The sequence below is a fragment of the Streptomyces sp. NBC_01433 genome (genome assembly GCF_026340105.1).
Lineage (GTDB): Bacteria > Actinomycetota > Actinomycetes > Streptomycetales > Streptomycetaceae > Streptomyces.
On sequence record NZ_JAPEPM010000001.1, the window covers coordinates 3,042,837 to 3,060,738 of the forward strand.

The window sequence follows — 17,902 nt, forward strand, 5'->3', positions numbered from 1 at the left end:
GACCGGCGGAAGTCATCGACCGATGGTTTACTGCCACGATGCGCATCGCACTCGTGGCCTTCCCCGGTATCCGGGCGTTCGACGTCTCCGTCATCACGGAGGTGTGGGGCGTGGACCGTACCGACCGCGGGGTCCCCGCCTTCGACCTGCGCCGCACCGCCGCCGACCCGGCCCCGATCCCCATGCGCGGCGGCCTCGGTCTCACCCCCGACCGCACTCTGGCCTGGCTGTCCCGGGCCGACCTGATCGTGGTCCCCGGCCTCGACGACCACCTGACCCCGGCGCCCGCCCCGGTCCTGGAGGCCCTGCGTCTGGCCCACACCCGGGGTACCCCGATCGCCGCGCTCTGCGGAGGGGCGTTCACCCTCGCCCAGGCCGGCCTTCTCGACGGTCGCCGGGCTGTCACCCACTGGAACCTCACCGAGCTCCTGCGCACCCACCACCCCCGGGTCACCGTCGTCCCGGACGCCCTCTTTCTCCACGATGACAACATCTGGACGTCGGCGGGCACCGCGGCCGGAATCGACCTCTGCCTCCACCTCGTCCGTACGACGCGGGGCGCCGAGGCGGCGGCGGCGATCGCCCGTTCGATGGTCACCGCTCCGTTCCGTACGGGGACCCAGGCCCAGTTCATCGAGCAGCCCACCCCGCACGCCGACCGCGACGCCGACGCCCTCGCCTCGGTACGCGCCCACGCCCTGACCCATCTGGCGCAACCCCACACGGTCGCCACCCTCGCTGCCCGCGCGGGCATGTCCCCGCGCTCCTTCGCCCGCCATTTCCAGGCGACCACGGGCACGACCCCACTGCGCTGGCTGATCACCCAGCGCATCGCCGCAGCCCAGAAGCTCCTGGAACGCACCGACCACCCCCTCCCCGAGGTGGCACGCCGCACGGGCTTCGGCAGCGAGATCACCATGCGCCAGCACTTCGCGGCCCACCTCTCCACCAGCCCCCACGCCTACCGCCTGGCCTTCCACGAAGCACCCACCAGGGCCGGGGTTGACACGCCCCGCACGGATCCGTAGTGTGCTCCGAGTTGTCCGACGTGAGCGCCGACCCCGGTCGGTCCCCGGACAGCCATTCCGCAGTAACCACGACAAACGAGCGACCACGTGTCGCGCTGTTTTTCGTGCGCATTCGCGAAATGAGGAATCCGCGTTCGAAGGAACGCAGCCCGATTAGCGTCGGAGCCAAGGAATCCGCTAAAGTCTCACTCGTCGGAACGGCCCAACAGCCGGGAAGGCAAGCCCCACTGACTGGGAATCAGGCCCGAAAGGATCTGATAGAGTCGGACTCGCCGGAAAGGGAAACGCGAAAGCGAAGAACTGGAAAGCGAAAACTGCTTGACCCGCTTCGGCCGGGAATCGGACACGAAAGAGTCTGATAGAGTCGGAAACGCAAGAACACGAAGGGAAGCGCCCGGAGGGCCCCGGTGAAACGGGACCGAAGGAAGCGTCCGTTCCTTGAGAACTCAACAGCGTGCCAAAAGTCAACGCCAGATATGTTGATACCCCGGCCTGCTTCGGCAGGTTGGTGGTTCCTTTGAAAGTCCTACCGGGCCTTACGGTTCCGGTGGGCAATTACACAGCGAGGACGCTGTGAACGACTGGTCTTATTCCGACCGGTCGTTCCGCTCTCGTGATGTGTGTCCCGATTACGGGAAAACATTCACGGAGAGTTTGATCCTGGCTCAGGACGAACGCTGGCGGCGTGCTTAACACATGCAAGTCGAACGATGAAGCCCTTCGGGGTGGATTAGTGGCGAACGGGTGAGTAACACGTGGGCAATCTGCCCTTCACTCTGGGACAAGCCCTGGAAACGGGGTCTAATACCGGATAATACTTCTGCCTGCATGGGTGGGGGTTAAAAGCTCCGGCGGTGAAGGATGAGCCCGCGGCCTATCAGCTTGTTGGTGGGGTAATGGCCTACCAAGGCGACGACGGGTAGCCGGCCTGAGAGGGCGACCGGCCACACTGGGACTGAGACACGGCCCAGACTCCTACGGGAGGCAGCAGTGGGGAATATTGCACAATGGGCGAAAGCCTGATGCAGCGACGCCGCGTGAGGGATGACGGCCTTCGGGTTGTAAACCTCTTTCAGCAGGGAAGAAGCGAGAGTGACGGTACCTGCAGAAGAAGCGCCGGCTAACTACGTGCCAGCAGCCGCGGTAATACGTAGGGCGCAAGCGTTGTCCGGAATTATTGGGCGTAAAGAGCTCGTAGGCGGCTTGTCACGTCGGATGTGAAAGCCCGGGGCTTAACCCCGGGTCTGCATTCGATACGGGCTAGCTAGAGTGTGGTAGGGGAGATCGGAATTCCTGGTGTAGCGGTGAAATGCGCAGATATCAGGAGGAACACCGGTGGCGAAGGCGGATCTCTGGGCCATTACTGACGCTGAGGAGCGAAAGCGTGGGGAGCGAACAGGATTAGATACCCTGGTAGTCCACGCCGTAAACGTTGGGAACTAGGTGTTGGCGACATTCCACGTCGTCGGTGCCGCAGCTAACGCATTAAGTTCCCCGCCTGGGGAGTACGGCCGCAAGGCTAAAACTCAAAGGAATTGACGGGGGCCCGCACAAGCAGCGGAGCATGTGGCTTAATTCGACGCAACGCGAAGAACCTTACCAAGGCTTGACATATACCGGAAAGCATCAGAGATGGTGCCCCCCTTGTGGTCGGTATACAGGTGGTGCATGGCTGTCGTCAGCTCGTGTCGTGAGATGTTGGGTTAAGTCCCGCAACGAGCGCAACCCTTGTTCTGTGTTGCCAGCATGCCCTTCGGGGTGATGGGGACTCACAGGAGACTGCCGGGGTCAACTCGGAGGAAGGTGGGGACGACGTCAAGTCATCATGCCCCTTATGTCTTGGGCTGCACACGTGCTACAATGGCCGGTACAATGAGCTGCGATGCCGCGAGGCGGAGCGAATCTCAAAAAGCCGGTCTCAGTTCGGATTGGGGTCTGCAACTCGACCCCATGAAGTCGGAGTTGCTAGTAATCGCAGATCAGCATTGCTGCGGTGAATACGTTCCCGGGCCTTGTACACACCGCCCGTCACGTCACGAAAGTCGGTAACACCCGAAGCCGGTGGCCCAACCCCTTGTGGGAGGGAGCTGTCGAAGGTGGGACTGGCGATTGGGACGAAGTCGTAACAAGGTAGCCGTACCGGAAGGTGCGGCTGGATCACCTCCTTTCTAAGGAGCACTTCTTACCAGGCTTCGGTTTGGTCAGAGGCCAGTACACCGGCGAATGTTCGGTGCTGGTTGCTCATGGGTGGAACGTTGACTACTCGGCACGACAGGTTGTTTTTCACTAGTACTGCTTCGGCGTGGAACGTGGGGAATGGTCGGTCGGGTCGGGCACGCTGTTGGGTATCTGAGGGTACGGACTCGTTTGAGTCTGTCCTTCGGTTGCCGGCCCCAGTGAACTCGTCGTATATGACGGGGTGATGGGTGGCTGGTCGTTGTTTGAGAACTGCACAGTGGACGCGAGCATCTGTGGCCAAGTTTTTAAGGGCGCACGGTGGATGCCTTGGCACCAGGAACCGATGAAGGACGTGGGAGGCCACGATAGTCCCCGGGGAGCTGTCAACCAAGCTTTGATCCGGGGGTTTCCGAATGGGGAAACCCGGCAGCCGTCATGGGCTGTCACCCGCTGCTGAACACATAGGCAGTGTGGAGGGAACGAGGGGAAGTGAAACATCTCAGTACCCTCAGGAAGAGAAAACAACCGTGATTCCGGGAGTAGTGGCGAGCGAAACTGGATGAGGCCAAACCGTATGCGTGTGATACCCGGCAGGGGTTGCGCATTCGGGGTTGTGGGATCTCTTTTTCATGGTCTGCCGGCTGTGAGACGAGTCAGAAACCGTTGATGTAGGCGAAGGACATGCGAAAGGTCCGGCGTAGAGGGTAAGACCCCCGTAGCTGAAACATTAACGGCTCGTTTAAGAGACACCCAAGTAGCACGGGGCCCGAGAAATCCCGTGTGAATCTGGCGGGACCACCCGCTAAGCCTAAATATTCCCTGGTGACCGATAGCGGATAGTACCGTGAGGGAATGGTGAAAAGTACCGCGGGAGCGGAGTGAAATAGTACCTGAAACCGTGTGCCTACAAGCCGTGGGAGCGTCGCTGTGTGTGCTTGCACATGCAGTCGTGACTGCGTGCCTTTTGAAGAATGAGCCTGCGAGTTTGCGGTGTGTTGCGAGGTTAACCCGTGTGGGGAAGCCGTAGCGAAAGCGAGTCCGAATAGGGCGGTTTAGTAGCGCGCTCAAGACCCGAAGCGGAGTGATCTAGCCATGGGCAGGTTGAAGCGGAGGTAAGACTTCGTGGAGGACCGAACCCACCAGGGTTGAAAACCTGGGGGATGACCTGTGGTTAGGGGTGAAAGGCCAATCAAACTCCGTGATAGCTGGTTCTCCCCGAAATGCATTTAGGTGCAGCGTCGTGTGTTTCTTGCCGGAGGTAGAGCACTGGATAGGCGATGGGCCCTACCGGGTTACTGACCTTAGCCAAACTCCGAATGCCGGTAAGTGAGAGCACGGCAGTGAGACTGTGGGGGATAAGCTCCATGGTCGAGAGGGAAACAGCCCAGAGCATCGACTAAGGCCCCTAAGCGTACGCTAAGTGGGAAAGGATGTGGAGTCGCAGAGACAACCAGGAGGTTGGCTTAGAAGCAGCCACCCTTGAAAGAGTGCGTAATAGCTCACTGGTCAAGTGATTCCGCGCCGACAATGTAGCGGGGCTCAAGCGTACCGCCGAAGTCGTGTCATTCGTACATATATCCCCAACGGGAGTACGGATGGGTAGGGGAGCGTCGTGTGCCGGGTGAAGCAGCCGCGGAAGCGAGTTGTGGACGGTTCACGAGTGAGAATGCAGGCATGAGTAGCGATACACACGTGAGAAACGTGTGCGCCGATTGACTAAGGGTTCCTGGGTCAAGCTGATCTGCCCAGGGTAAGTCGGGACCTAAGGCGAGGCCGACAGGCGTAGTCGATGGACAACCGGTTGATATTCCGGTACCCGCTTTGAAACGCCCAGTACTGAATCAGGCGATGCTAAGTCCGTGAAGCCGGCCCGATCTCTTCGGAGTTGAGGGTAGTGGTGGAGCCGATGAACCAGACTTGTAGTAGGTAAGCGATGGGGTGACGCAGGAAGGTAGTCCAGCCCGGGCGGTGGTAGTCCCGGGGTAAGGGTGTAGCCCGTGTGGTAGGTAAATCCGTCACACATATAAGGGTGAGACCTGATGCCGAGCCGATTGTGGTGAAGTGGATGATCCTATGCTGTCGAGAAAAGCCTCTAGCGAGTTTCATGGCGGCCCGTACCCTAAACCGACTCAGGTAGTCAGGTAGAGAATACCGAGGCGTTCGGGTGAACTATGGTTAAGGAACTCGGCAAAATGCCCCCGTAACTTCGGGAGAAGGGGGCCATCACCGGTGAGGGAACTTGCTTCCTGAGCTGGGGGTGGCCGCAGAGACCAGCGAGAAGCGACTGTTTACTAAAAACACAGGTCCGTGCGAAGCCGTAAGGCGATGTATACGGACTGACGCCTGCCCGGTGCTGGAACGTTAAGGGGACCGGTTAGTGCACTTTCGGGTGTGCGAAGCTGAGAACTTAAGCGCCAGTAAACGGCGGTGGTAACTATAACCATCCTAAGGTAGCGAAATTCCTTGTCGGGTAAGTTCCGACCTGCACGAATGGCGTAACGACTTCTCGACTGTCTCAACCATAGGCCCGGTGAAATTGCACTACGAGTAAAGATGCTCGTTTCGCGCAGCAGGACGGAAAGACCCCGGGACCTTTACTATAGTTTGATATTGGTGTTCGGTTCGGCTTGTGTAGGATAGGTGGGAGACTTTGAAGCGGCCACGCCAGTGGTTGTGGAGTCGTCGTTGAAATACCACTCTGGTCGTGCTGGATGTCTAACCTGGGTCCGTGATCCGGATCAGGGACAGTGTCTGATGGGTAGTTTAACTGGGGCGGTTGCCTCCTAAAGAGTAACGGAGGCGCCCAAAGGTTCCCTCAGCCTGGTTGGCAATCAGGTGTTGAGTGTAAGTGCACAAGGGAGCTTGACTGTGAGACCGACGGGTCGAGCAGGGACGAAAGTCGGGACTAGTGATCCGGCAGTGGCTTGTGGAAGCGCTGTCGCTCAACGGATAAAAGGTACCCCGGGGATAACAGGCTGATCTTCCCCAAGAGTCCATATCGACGGGATGGTTTGGCACCTCGATGTCGGCTCGTCGCATCCTGGGGCTGGAGTCGGTCCCAAGGGTTGGGCTGTTCGCCCATTAAAGCGGTACGCGAGCTGGGTTTAGAACGTCGTGAGACAGTTCGGTCCCTATCCGCTGTGCGCGTAGGAATATTGAGAAGGGCTGTCCCTAGTACGAGAGGACCGGGACGGACGAACCTCTGGTGTGCCAGTTGTCCTGCCAAGGGCATGGCTGGTTGGCTACGTTCGGAAAGGATAACCGCTGAAAGCATCTAAGCGGGAAGCCTGCTTCGAGATGAGTATTCCCACCCTCTTGAGGGGTTAAGGCTCCCAGTAGACGACTGGGTTGATAGGCCAGATGTGGAAGCCCGGTAACGGGTGGAGCTGACTGGTACTAATAGGCCGAGGGCTTGTCCTCAGTTGCTCGCGTCCACTGTGTTAGTTCTGAAATAACGAACGGCCGTGTTGTGTTCCGGTGTTGGTTAATTTCATAGTGTTTCGGTGGTCATTGCGTTAGGGAAACGCCCGGTTACATTCCGAACCCGGAAGCTAAGCCTTTCAGCGCCGATGGTACTGCAGGGGGGACCCTGTGGGAGAGTAGGACGCCGCCGAACAATTTTTCCGGGAAAGCCCCGTGCCTTGTGGCACGGGGCTTTTCTGCGTTCTGAACGTCTAGGGTCGAACCATGCGCTACGAACTGGTCATCTTCGACAACGATGGTGTGCTCGTCGACAGTGAGCCGATCTCCAACACCATCCTCGCCGGCTACCTCACCGAACTCGGTCACCCCACCTCCTACGAGGAGTCGCTCCGCGACTACATGGGGGCCGCCGTGCACCGCGTGCACGACCTCGTCGCCGAGAGGACCGGGGAGAAGCTGCCCGCGGACTTCGACGAGACGCTGCACGCGCGGGTCTTCGCCGCGTTCCGGCGGGAGCTGGTGGCGGTGGACGGGGTGCAGGAACTGCTGGGGACGCTGGTCGCCGACGGGGTGGACTACTGCGTCGCGTCGTCCAGCAGCCACGAACGGATCAGGGTCGGACACCGGGCGGCCGGGCTCGACCAGTGGTTCGAGGAGGAGTGGATCTTCAGCTCGGAGGATGTCGGGCGGGGAAAGCCGGCGCCGGATCTGTTCCTGTACGCCGCGGAACGGATGGGGGTCGCCCCGGAGCGGTGCGTCGTGATCGAGGACAGCCCGCTCGGCGTCGAGGCCGCCCGTGCCGCCGGGATGGATGTGTACGGGTTTACGTCGATGATGCCGGCGGACCGGCTGACCGGTGTGACCGGCTACTTCTCCGAGATGGCTCAGCTGCCGGAATTGCTTGCCTGATCCATCTACCCATGGGTAGATCCTGGCCCTACGCTCCCGCCATGACAGATGCGCGGTTGCGGCACGGTCGGGCCTCCTTGGCGTTGAGCTTCCTTGTGCAAGGGGTGACCTTTGCCCTGCTCGTGACGCGTATCCCCGCCATCCAGGACCAGTACGGGATATCCGACGGGCTGCTGCCCGTCTTCCTGGCCGCCGTGCCGATCCTGGCGGGGGTGGGCAGCGTGGTCACCGAGAAGGTGGTCGCGCGGGTGCGGCCCGGGACCGTACTGAGGTGGGCGCAGCCCGTCGTGCTGCTGGCCCTGCTCGGGGTGGGCGGCGGGGGCGAGGTATGGCACGTGGCTCTCGCGCTGGGGGTCTTCGGGCTGGCGGTGGGAGCGCTGGACGCCTCGATGAACATGATGGGCGTCAGCCTTCAGCGGGCGTACGGGCGCAGCATCATGCTCGGGTTCCACGCCGTGTACAGCCTCGGTGGGATCGCGGGGGCGTCGATGGCCTGGGCCGGGGCGCACTGGGATCTGTCGTTGCTCGTGTCCTACCTGCCCGCCGTGGTGGTGCTGCTGCCCGCCGCTTTCATCGGCAGCCGCTGGTACACGGAGGGGAAGGGGCCACAGGGGCCGGATGCCGCGGTGGCCGGAGCCGGTGGGGTGTCCGTCCCGTTCAAGCTGCTGCTGCCGCTGTGTCTCGTGATGAGCTTCGCGTACATCGGGGACTCGACCGTCTCCAACTGGAGTGCCAAGTATCTCCAGGACGTGCTGGGCAGTTCGGAGCAGATGTCGACGGTTCCGTACAACGTCTACATGGTGACGACGCTGCTGGGGCGGGCCGTCGGGGACATCGGGGTGCGGCGGCTCGGGGCGGTGGCCGTGGTGCGGGGCGGGAGCGTGCTGGCGGCGGCCGGGTTCGGGGTGGTGGCGGTGGCGCCGGGGGCGTGGGCGGGGATGCTCGGGTTCACGATGCTGGGGCTCGGGCTCTGTGTGATCGTGCCGCAGACCTTTGCGGCGGCCGGGCGGATGTTCCCCGGGGCCAGCGATGTGGCCATCGCCCGGCTGAACATCTTCAACTACGTGGGGTTCCTGGTCGGTTCACCGCTCGTGGGGGCGCTCGGGGACGCCTGGAGCTACCGGGGCGCGATGCTCGTACCGATGGTGCTGGTGCTCGCGACCCTCGTGTACGCCCGGTCGTTCGGGCCGGAACCCGCCCGATACGGTGGCGGGCATGAGCGGCCGCGCACAGCTGATGTGGGATGACGCAGTAACGGGATACGACTTCGGGGACAGCCATCCGATGGACCCGGTCCGGCTCGCCCTGACGATGGGGCTGGTGCGGGCGTTCGGGCTCGACGGGGCAGTGGACGTACGGGCGGCGAAGGCCGCCGGGGACTCCACGCTGCGGCTGGTGCACCGGGCGGACTACGTGGCGGCGGTACGGGCCGCGTCCGCGGACCCCCGGTCCGCGGATCAGGCGTACGGGCTCGGCACCGTGGACGACCCGGCCTTTTCCGGGATGCACGAGGCGTCCGCGCTGATCGCCGGGCTGTCGGTGGGAGCGGCGGAGGCCGTGTGGCGGGGGGAGACCCGGCACGCGGTGAACTTCACCGGGGGGCTGCATCACGCCATGCCCGGCGCGGCCGCGGGGTTCTGTATCTACAACGACCCGGCGCTCGCCATCGCCCGGCTGCTGGAGCTGGGCGCGGAGCGGGTCGCGTACATCGATGTGGACGTCCATCACGGCGACGGTGTGCAGGCCGCCTTCTGGGAGGACCCGCGGGTGCTGACCGTGTCGGTGCACGAGCACCCGCGCACGCTGTTTCCGCAGACCGGGTGGCCGGAGGAGACCGGCTCCGGGGCGGGTGAGGGCAGTGCGGTGAATGTGGCGCTGCCCGCGGGTACGGGGGACGCCGGTTGGCTGCGGGCGTTCCACTCGGTGGTGCCCGAGCTGGTGGCGGACTTCCGGCCGCAGGTGCTGGTGACGCAGCACGGGGCCGATACGCACTTCGAGGATCCACTGGCCCATCTCGCGGTGTCGCTGGACGCGCAGCGGGCCGTGATGGCGTCCTGCCACGATCTCGCGCACGAGTACGTGGACGGCGGGCGCTGGGTGGCGCTGGGCGGCGGCGGGTACGCGGTCGTCGATGTGGTGCCGCGGTCCTGGACCCATCTGGTGGGGATCGCCGCGCATGCGCCGGTGGACCCGGAGTCGGTGATTCCGGCGTCGTGGCGGGACGAGGTCCACGCCCGGACGCGGCAGTTGGGTCCGGCCCGGATGACGGATGGGCGTACGCCGTCCTGGCAGCCGTGGGAGGCCGGGTACGATCCGGCGGACCGGCTGGACCAGGCGGTGCTGGCGACCCGGCGGGCGGCGTTTCCGCTGCGGGGGCTGCTGACCTGAGGGGCCCCGGGCGCGGTGGGGGCCGTGCGTTACGCCAACGGTGGGGCGTCGTCAGGGTTCCGGCCCCCGGCCGGCCGCCGTGCGGGAGCATCGCAAGGGTGTTGAGCACCGGAGCGCTGCGCGCTCATCTGCTGGCGGCCCGGCTGGCCGGGCCCGTGGCCACCTCGCGGGAGAACAGCCTGCGGAGTTATCGGCTCTTCGCCGCGCGAGACCCGCGGGCGACGCTCGGCCTCGATCCGGAGTGGGCCTGGGGCGAGCGGGATCTGTTGCGGCTGATGGCCGACAAGTGCGGGGTCTCGGACGATCCCGCGCACGTTTCCGGTCAGGATGTGATCGATCCGGAACGGACGCTGGCCGGTCTGGCCGCGTTCGCCGAGCGGCTCGCCGGTGTGGCGGCCAGGCGGGCGCCGGTGCTGTTCGGGACCGGTCATCCGCACCGGCTGATCGGGTTCTACGCCGAGCTGGCAGACGCCTTGTCGGCGGCCGGGTGTCACGTACTCACCCCCGCGCAGGGGCGATCTGTCGACATAACGACCCGGTTCGGCGTACGCACGTACAACCTCGACTACGTACGACGCGTCGCTCTGATGCGCGAACCCGGCGTGCGAGCCCCCGGTGGTGGGACCGGCGTGCACAGCCACTCGCCGCTGCCGGTTCGGGTCGCGCTGGCGGCGGCGGCGCAGCAGTTCGGGGTGCTGCCCGCGCTGGTGATCGGGGACCACGGCTGGGTCTGCGGTGCAGGTCAGCTGGGCATCGAGGCCATCGGGCTGGCGGATACGGACGATCCCGCGCTGTTCGTCGGGGAGGCCGAGGGGCGGGTGTCCGTCGCGGTTCCGCTTGATGACGGCGTGCAGTCGGACTACTACCGCCCGCTTACTCGCTATGTGCTCAATCGGGCGTGTCTGTCACAGTAGGCGGCCGATCGCCTCTCCTCTTCCCCACTCGCATCACCCGCCCCTAATCTGGGCAGTGAGCGCACAACGACGAAGAGTCACCGGAGGGGAAGCCGGTGCGCGTCGCATGCGGAAGGTACAGGTGGGTCATGGCTGCTGGCAGCGAGAGGCCTCTGAACGAGGTCAAGTTTCTGACCGTGGCGGAAGTCGCCTCGGTCATGCGAGTGTCGAAGATGACCGTGTACCGCTTGGTGCACAGCGGTCATCTGCCGGCGATCCGGGTGGGAAGGTCCTTCCGGGTGCCGGAGCAAGCGGTTCACGAGTATCTCCGCGAGTCCTTTGTGGGGGTGGAGTCGGCCTGACATCGCCCTCGGATTACGTCCCTCACTCAGTGGCGGGTAGGCTAGGCCGACGTAGGTCGTGTGGGCCCAGACGCCCCGCACCAGTGAAGATGAAGTGAGCGAGGGTAGTCGTGGGCTCTGTTATTAAGAAGCGGCGCAAGCGGATGGCCAAGAAGAAGCACCGCAAGCTGCTCAAGCGCACGCGCGTTCAGCGTCGCAACAAGAAGTAAGCGAACGCAGTTCGTGAATCCGCAGCCCTCCCGCCGTCCTGGCGGGAGGGCTGCGGTGCTTTTTTCGGGCAAGCCCGCGTCAAGCCCGCCATGGGGTCGTCACAGGGCAACATCCACCGGCTACGGTGACGGCCAGGGGATTCCCGCGCTTCGCGCGGGACCCGCTCTCACGACCGACGGAAGGCGCTGATCTTGGGCAAGGTCGTGCTCGTCACCGGAGTGGCCCGGCAGCTGGGAGGCCGCTTCGTGCGGCGCGTCCAGCGCGAACCCGGTGTGGACCGGGTGATCGCCGTCGACGCGGTCACGCCCGAGCATCGGCTGGGCGACGCCGAATTCGTCCGCGCGGACATCCGGCAGCCCGCGATCGCCAGGGTCCTCGCCCAGCACTCCGTCGACACGGTCGTCCATCTGGACGTCTCCGGCAAGGCGCTCGGGGCGGGCGGCCGGACGGCGGTCAAGGAGAACAACGTCATCGGCACCATGCAGCTGCTCGGTGCGTGCCAGAAGTCGCCGACCGTCCAACGGCTCGTGATCAAGTCCAGTACGAGTGTGTACGGCGCCGCCCCCCGCGACCCGGCGGTGTTCACCGAGACCACGCCGCCCAAGTCCCTGCCCAGCGGCGGCTTCGCCAAGGACGCGGTGGAGGTCGAGGGGTACGTACGGGGCTTCGCGCGGCGCCGGCCCGACGTCGCGGTGTGCGTCCTGCGGTTCGCGAACATCCTGGGGCCCCATCCGGATTCGCCGCTCGCCGACTATCTGTCGCTGCCCGTCCTGCCGACGGTCTTCGGGTACGACCCGCGGCTCCAGTTCGTGCACGAGGACGATGTCATCGACGTCCTGGGGATTGCCTCGCGCGAGCCCCGGCGAGGGACGCTGAACAGCGGGACGTTCAACATCGCGGGCGACGGGGTGCTGCTGCTCTCGCAGTGCTCGCGGAGGCTGGGGCGGCCGACCCTGCCGGTGCTGCTGCCCGCCGTCACCTGGGTCGGCTCGGCCCTCCGTACGATCGGCATGACCGACTTCTCGTCGGAACAGATCCGGCTGCTCACCCATGGCAGGGTGGTCTCCACCGTGCAGATGCGCGAGACGCTGGGTTTCCGGCCGAGGTTCAGCACGGCGGAGACCTTCGCGGAATTCGCGCGGGGCCGGGGACCGGGACTGCTGCCGCCCGACGTGGTGGGCAGGGCGGTGGACCGGCTGTCGGCGCTGCCGTTGCCGGGCGGTTCCGGTGGCGGGCCGGCGGGTGGCGGGAGCGGTGCCGGGCCTTCGGGTGACGGGGCCGGTGCGGTACAGACGACTCACGGCGCCAGGTAGAGGAGCGCACCGACGATGGCGGATGCCAAGGTCATTCCGTTCGACGACGACCGTTCGCGGTCCGGTGGCGCACCGCGTTCGGCACGTCGCCGGACCGGGGCGGGCAGCGGCGCGACCGGGCAGGGCGAGGGCTCCACTGCGCCCGTGAGCGCGCTGCCGGGCGGGCAGGTCCCCGAATCCGCGGCCGAGCCGCCCCAGGAGTCACAGGGGGCTCAGGAGGGCCTGGAGCGTGATGGCTGGGACCGGCGGATCGCGGGCGGTCTCGCCTTCCTGCGGCGCCGGGTCACCGGGGACTACGAGGTCGACGAGTTCGGTTACGACAAGGAGCTCACCGACCAGGTCCTGATGTCGATGCTCCGGCCGATCGCGGACAAGTACTTCCGGGTCGAGGTGAAGGGCATCGAGAACATCCCGTCCGACGGCGGGGCGCTCATCGTGTCCAACCACTCCGGGACGTTGCCGCTGGACGGGCTGATGCTCCAGGTCGCGGTGCACGACAACCATCCGGCCGAGCGGCATCTGCGGCTGCTGGCCGCCGATCTGGTCTTCCATCTGCCGGTCGTCAACGAGCTCGCGCGGAAGGCCGGTCACACGCTGGCCTGCGCGGAGGACGCGCAGCGGCTGCTGGAGCGCGGCGAGATCGTCGGGGTGATGCCGGAGGGCTTCAAGGGCATCGGCAAGCCGTTCGGCGACCGGTACAAGCTCCAGCGCTTCGGGCGGGGCGGTTTCGTGTCGACGGCGCTGCGGGCCGGCGTGCCGATCGTGCCGTGCTCGATCGTGGGCGCGGAGGAGATCTACCCGATGATCGGCAACGCGAAGACCCTGGCGCGGCTGCTGGGGTTCCCGTACTTCCCGATCACGCCGACGTTCCCGTGGCTGGGGCCGTTGGGGGCGGTGCCGTTGCCGACGAAGTGGACGATCCAGTTCGGGGAGCCGATTCCCACGGACGGGTATCCGCCGGAGGCGGCGGAGGACCCGATGCTGATGTTCAACCTGACGGACCAGGTGCGGGAGCAGATCCAGCACACGCTGTACAAGCTGCTGGTGCAGCGGCGGTCGGTCTTCTTCTGACGCGCGGGGAGGGGGGGGCCGGTCACTCGATCCGAGTGACCGGCCCCCCCTCCCGTGCTGCCTTACGGCTTCAGGCTCTCGCCGTCGATTCCCAGGCCCGGGAGCAGGCCCGGGAGCAGGGGTGGCAGGGTCACGTCCGGTGCGGGGGACGTGCTGGCCTTGTCGTCGGGGGACGGGAGGGTGCCGTCCGTGGGGAGGTTGTCCAGCAGACCGCCCGTACCGCCGCCGAGCAGGCCCTCTGCGGAGGCGTCGCCGGAGCCGGAGGGTTTCGGTGACGTGGTGTCGCCGCCGCGGCCTTCGGAGGCCGCGGGGGGCGAGGGTGCCGGTCGCTGGGGCCGGATGGCATCGCGGGACTGTCCGGGGGAGCCGGAACGCGCGGTGTCGCCGCCCTTTCCCGGAGTACGGGGGAACAGGGACTGGAGCGGTGCGACTTCCTCGTCCATGGCTTCGAAGACCGAGCTGACCTTTTCGCCGACGTCGGTCAGCTGCACGGGCAGCCGGTCGCGAAGGCTGCTCCAGCTCTCGCGGTGCGAGCGGGAGAAGGAGTCCAGGGTCTGGATCGGGCCGATGGTGCCGTCCCGCTGATAGGCGGAGTGGAGCAGCCGGTGGCCCTCGGAGGCGTCGTGCGACATGCCGTTGAGGGCGCGCCTGACCTCACCGAGCGATTCGTGGTCCATCTCGCCCGAGCGTGCCCGCTCCATCAGGCGGCGGGCCTCGCTGAGCCGGGTCGACGCCTGGTCGAGGTAGACCTCGCCGCGGTCCGCGTCGCCGTCGGCCATGCCGCGGTTGATGTCCTCCATGCCTCGTTTGAGGCCGTAGAGGGAATCACCGGGCAGGGCGTCGGAGCTGGCGGCGGCCACTCCGCCGAAAGCGCCCGCGGCCACACCGACGGTGAGCCCACCGGCGGTGAGGCCCTTCGCCCAGCGTGAGCGGGGGCGCAACTTCCGGAGCGAGGAGGCCCGGTGGGCCCCCCTGTTCCGCTGTTCGGGTACCGGAGGGGCCGTGGACGCGCCACCCTCGGCGAACATGGTCTCCATGGCAGCGACGAGCTGGGCTCGTTGCACCACTTTGACCTCGGGATCCAACTGTGGCTTCGGTAGCTCACCGAGGCCGTTCGCCAGGGCCAACAGCTTTCCGTGGTCGGCCTGTTCGGCCGGTTCCTCGGGCTGTACGGCCGCCGCACCCTGGGGCGTCTGCTCCTCCAGGGCCTGGGCGAAGGCGTTCGCCCGCCGGTGTGCCGAAACGTTTGCGATCACTGGCGGCACCTCCTCTCGTCATGGACGGTCGACTCCCCTGGGGATCCGGAAGGTTGCACACCTTGAGCGTTTCCACACGATTGAGTGAGTGGTAACGGACAGGGGGTGACGACAGGGGGCCTTCGACCGGCACAACGAGCTGTTCGGCACTTGGGTTACGCACGAAGGATGATCGGACCAGTGTGTGACGGATTGGTTGCCGAAGGTGATTTTTTTGCCCGGTTGTGGGATCAGCGGGCGTCGTCGGGGAGGAGCCGGGCCAGTGTGCGTACGGCCCGGTACTGGAGGGTCTTGATCGCGCCCTCGTTCTTGCCCATCACGCGGGCGGTCTCGGCGACCGAGAGGCCCTGGAGGAACCGCAGCGTGACGCACTCCTGCTGCTGTGGGTTGAGTCGGCGCACGGCTTGGAGCAGTGCGGCGTTGGAGAGGGACTCCAGGACGGAGTCCTCGGGGCTGCGCTCGACCTCGTTGGCGTCGAGCATTTCGCCGGTGGTCACTTCCAGTCGGAATCGACTGGATTTGAAGTGGTCGGCGACCAGGTTTCGAGCGATGGTGACCAGCCAGGCGCCGAAGTCGCGGCCCTGCCAGGTGAACGTGGAGATACGGCGCAGCGCGCGGAGGAAGGTCTCACTGGTGAGGTCCTCCGCGGTCGCCTTGCCGCCCACGCGGTAGTAGATGTACCGGTACACGGTGTCGCTGTACTGGTCGTATAGGCGGCCGAAGGCATCCGCCTCACCGGCCTGTGCGCGCTCGACGAGATCCATCATGCGCGCGCTGTCGCTGTCGGCGGTGGGCCGGCGAACGGTTGACGTGGTCGTGGCGCCGCGGTTGCTGCGTCTTCCGACCGCCGCACCGCGTTCGGCCAGGGCGTAGCAGGGGCCGGCAGGTGCAGGGGTGGCAAAGGCGGGGACGGCGTACGCGGTGGGGACGAAGCCGCGCAAGCGGTCAATGACCGTTGCACGCAGCGTAGCCAGGCCCGAGGCGTCAACCCCGACGTGTGGGTACACGGGACTCCCAGAGGCAGAGCTTCCATCACGAGCAGTTCGAATACCGTCACACGTCGTAGCGGGTGACGGCTCCGGTATGCGTCTGAGGAGAATAACGCTTCGTACAGGCGGCGCTACACCGAGTTGCTCAAATCATCGATTACGTCGCTTCTCTTACTGTTTAGCGACGTATCAAGTAGCACATCGTGACCGGTTATTGATCGGATTACTTCGTGATCTGCCTACGGGCGCGACAGGTTGTGGTCGGGCGTCGGTAATCCGACTGGCCGGAGGGGTGGTCGCGGTGCGTGTTCATCCGCTTCCGATCGGACCTGCGGCCCCGGGCGTGGCCCGGGGCCCGCGGGACGGGCGCCGGGGCCGCGGGCGCGCTCGCGGGTGTGCTCACGCGTGCGATCAGCGGCGGCGGCGGTGCAGCGCGACCGCCGCGACGGTGCCGCCGGCCAGGGCGCCCACGCCCGCGGCGGCGGGGATGCCGACCTTGGCGGCCTTGCGCCCGGTGCGGTAGTCGCGCAGCCGCCAGTCCAGGGCGCGGGCGTGCTTGCGGAGCTTGGTGTCCGGGTTGATCGCGTAGGGGTGGCCGACCAGGGAGAGCATCGGGATGTCGTTGTGCGAGTCGCTGTACGCCGCGCAGCGGTCCAGGTCGAGGCCCTCGGCCGCCGCCAGGGCGCGTACCGCTTCGGCCTTGGCGGGGCCGTGCAGCGGTTCGCCGACGAGGCGGCCGGTGTAGACGCCGTCGACGGATTCGGCGACGGTGCCCAGGGCGCCGGTCAGGCCGAGGCGACGGGCGATGATCGTGGCGGTCTCGACCGGGGCGGCCGTGACGAGCCAGACCTTCTGTCCGGCGTCGAGGTGGGCCTGGGCGAGGGCGCGGGTGCCGGGCCAGATGCGGTCGGCCATGTACTCGTCGTAGATCTCCTCGCCGATGGACATCAGCTCGGAGACGCGGTGGCCCTTGACGATGGACAGGGCGCTGTCGCGGGCGTCCTGCATGTGTTCCGGGTCCTCGACGCCCGCCAGCCGGAACCACGCCTGCTGCCAGGCGAACCGGGTGAGCTCGCGGCGCTGGAAGAACTTCCGCTTGTACAGGCCGCGGCCGAAGTGGAAGAGCGCGGCGCCCTGCATCACGGTGTTGTCGAGGTCGAAGAAGGCGGCGGCGCGGTCGTCCCCGGCCACCGGGAACGCGGGTTCCCCGGCGGCCTCGGATGCCGCGGCTTCCGGCGCGTCGGGCGCTTCCGGGAGAAGAGAGGGGTCATCGGTGTCGAGCGAGGTCCTGCGTGCTGCTTCGGCTGCTGCCTCGCCGGCCAGCACGCTCCGTGCAGTGGCGGAACGCCTACGAGGTGTGAGCCATCCAAGAGCGGCCATGCCGTGAGCATAACCAGTCCGTCCGTACGTGCCCGACCTGCCGGGATGCGCGGACGTGAACTCTCCGAGGCCGAATCGTTAAACGGGTGATTCCGGGCGTACGGCATCGGCCCGCCGCAGGATCGGCGGCCGTGCGGCGCGGGGGACCGGACCGGGCTCCGGCGGGCGCAGAATGAGTGCATGAGTGCCTTGCTGCGTCGTAAGAGGAAGAAGCCCGCCGAGCGGGTGATCACCCTGGTGGGGAAGCCCGGTTGTCACTTGTGTGACGACGCGAGGGCGGTCGTGGGGGCGGTCTGCGAGGAGACCGGCGCGTCGTGGGTGGAGAAGGACATCACCCAGGACGAGGCGCTGTACAAGGAGTACTGGGAGCAGATTCCGGTGGTGCTCATCGATGGTGAACAGCACACGTTCTGGCGCGTGGACCCGGCGAGGCTGCGGGACGCACTGGGTGCCTGACGAAAACCCGGTTACCATCATGGGCGTTTTGGGTGGTCTCGGGGGC

Annotated in this window: 13 protein-coding genes and 3 rRNA genes; 13 read left to right on the plus strand and 3 right to left on the minus strand. The window is 65.9% G+C overall.

The annotated features are described in order from the left end of the window. Positions 1 to 38: 38 nt before the first annotated feature. From OG413_RS13720 to OG413_RS13775, 12 genes are all read left to right on the plus strand, one after another. Positions 39 to 1,028 (plus strand): GlxA family transcriptional regulator, encoded by a 990-nt coding sequence (locus OG413_RS13720; RefSeq protein ID WP_266805511.1) that lies wholly within the window; start codon positions 39 to 41, stop codon positions 1,026 to 1,028. Between the two features lie 642 nt (positions 1,029 to 1,670). Then, positions 1,671 to 3,196: ribosomal RNA gene (locus OG413_RS13725) — 16S ribosomal RNA — on the plus strand. Between the two features lie 305 nt (positions 3,197 to 3,501). Then, positions 3,502 to 6,626: ribosomal RNA gene (locus OG413_RS13730) — 23S ribosomal RNA — on the plus strand. A 79-nt stretch (positions 6,627 to 6,705) separates the two neighbouring features. Continuing rightward, a 5S ribosomal RNA gene (gene rrf, locus OG413_RS13735) occupies positions 6,706 to 6,822 on the plus strand. The 16S, 23S and 5S rRNA genes sit together here, the layout of an rRNA operon. Before the next feature lie 71 nt (positions 6,823 to 6,893). Beyond that, the gene (locus OG413_RS13740; protein WP_073725520.1) at positions 6,894 to 7,538 is read left to right on the plus strand and encodes an HAD family phosphatase; all 645 of its coding nucleotides are present in this window, start codon (positions 6,894 to 6,896) and stop codon (positions 7,536 to 7,538) included. Between the two features lie 41 nt (positions 7,539 to 7,579). Further along, the gene (locus tag OG413_RS13745) at positions 7,580 to 8,785 is read left to right on the plus strand and encodes an MFS transporter (RefSeq protein WP_266805515.1); all 1,206 of its coding nucleotides are present in this window, start codon (positions 7,580 to 7,582) and stop codon (positions 8,783 to 8,785) included. Further along, the gene (locus tag OG413_RS13750) at positions 8,754 to 9,926 is read left to right on the plus strand and encodes an acetoin utilization protein AcuC (RefSeq protein ID WP_266805517.1); all 1,173 of its coding nucleotides are present in this window, start codon (positions 8,754 to 8,756) and stop codon (positions 9,924 to 9,926) included. The genes OG413_RS13745 and OG413_RS13750 overlap by 32 nt, the downstream gene beginning before the upstream one ends. Before the next feature lie 98 nt (positions 9,927 to 10,024). Continuing rightward, entirely contained in the window at positions 10,025 to 10,840 is an 816-nt protein-coding gene (locus OG413_RS13755; protein ID WP_266805519.1) for a phosphatase, read from the plus strand. 128 nt (positions 10,841 to 10,968) lie between these two features. Next, a complete protein-coding gene (locus OG413_RS13760; RefSeq protein ID WP_014046653.1) occupies positions 10,969 to 11,181 on the plus strand; it encodes a helix-turn-helix domain-containing protein in 213 nt (70 codons plus the stop codon). Between the two features lie 110 nt (positions 11,182 to 11,291). After that, positions 11,292 to 11,390 (plus strand): AURKAIP1/COX24 domain-containing protein, encoded by a 99-nt coding sequence (locus OG413_RS13765; protein WP_003948845.1) that lies wholly within the window; start codon positions 11,292 to 11,294, stop codon positions 11,388 to 11,390. Between the two features lie 192 nt (positions 11,391 to 11,582). Beyond that, positions 11,583 to 12,704, plus strand: coding sequence for an NAD-dependent epimerase/dehydratase family protein (locus OG413_RS13770; RefSeq protein ID WP_266805521.1), 1,122 nt, complete (start codon positions 11,583 to 11,585; stop codon positions 12,702 to 12,704). Between the two features lie 15 nt (positions 12,705 to 12,719). Next, complete coding sequence (locus OG413_RS13775; protein ID WP_266805523.1) at positions 12,720 to 13,775, plus strand: lysophospholipid acyltransferase family protein; 1,056 nt, start codon at positions 12,720 to 12,722, stop codon at positions 13,773 to 13,775. Between the two features lie 62 nt (positions 13,776 to 13,837). On the opposite strand, the gene OG413_RS13780 is transcribed toward OG413_RS13775, so the two are convergent. The 3 genes from OG413_RS13780 to OG413_RS13790 all read right to left on the minus strand — a co-directional run bounded on the left by OG413_RS13780 (position 13,838) and on the right by OG413_RS13790 (position 17,400). After that, positions 13,838 to 15,031 (minus strand): DUF5667 domain-containing protein, encoded by a 1,194-nt coding sequence (locus tag OG413_RS13780; protein WP_266805524.1) that lies wholly within the window; start codon positions 15,029 to 15,031, stop codon positions 13,838 to 13,840. Positions 15,032 to 15,261: 230 nt separating this feature from the next. Further along, positions 15,262 to 16,038 (minus strand): ECF subfamily RNA polymerase sigma factor, BldN family, encoded by a 777-nt coding sequence (locus OG413_RS13785; protein WP_073725534.1) that lies wholly within the window; start codon positions 16,036 to 16,038, stop codon positions 15,262 to 15,264. 393 nt (positions 16,039 to 16,431) lie between these two features. Further along, on the minus strand, positions 16,432 to 17,400 hold the full coding sequence (locus OG413_RS13790) for an HAD family phosphatase (protein WP_266805526.1): 969 nt from the start codon (positions 17,398 to 17,400) through the stop codon (positions 16,432 to 16,434). 180 nt (positions 17,401 to 17,580) lie between these two features. Here OG413_RS13790 and OG413_RS13795 point away from each other — a divergent pair, with 180 nt between their 5' ends. Further along, a complete protein-coding gene (locus OG413_RS13795; protein WP_266805528.1) occupies positions 17,581 to 17,856 on the plus strand; it encodes a glutaredoxin family protein in 276 nt (91 codons plus the stop codon). Positions 17,857 to 17,902 lie beyond the last annotated feature (46 nt).

Excerpts from the sequence above, each read along its gene's own strand:
- OG413_RS13740 (WP_073725520.1), top strand. The coding sequence starts at position 6,894 with ATGCGCTACGAACTGGTCATCTTCGACAACGATGGTGTGCTCGTCGAC.
- OG413_RS13790 (WP_266805526.1), bottom strand. The coding sequence starts at position 17,400 with ATGGCCGCTCTTGGATGGCTCACACCTCGTAGGCGTTCCGCCACTGCA.
- OG413_RS13745 (WP_266805515.1), top strand. The coding sequence starts at position 7,580 with ATGACAGATGCGCGGTTGCGGCACGGTCGGGCCTCCTTGGCGTTGAGC.
- OG413_RS13775 (WP_266805523.1), top strand. The coding sequence starts at position 12,720 with ATGGCGGATGCCAAGGTCATTCCGTTCGACGACGACCGTTCGCGGTCC.
- OG413_RS13795 (WP_266805528.1), top strand. The coding sequence starts at position 17,581 with ATGAGTGCCTTGCTGCGTCGTAAGAGGAAGAAGCCCGCCGAGCGGGTG.
- OG413_RS13750 (WP_266805517.1), top strand. The coding sequence starts at position 8,754 with ATGAGCGGCCGCGCACAGCTGATGTGGGATGACGCAGTAACGGGATAC.
- OG413_RS13760 (WP_014046653.1), top strand. The coding sequence starts at position 10,969 with ATGGCTGCTGGCAGCGAGAGGCCTCTGAACGAGGTCAAGTTTCTGACC.
- OG413_RS13720 (WP_266805511.1), top strand. The coding sequence starts at position 39 with ATGCGCATCGCACTCGTGGCCTTCCCCGGTATCCGGGCGTTCGACGTC.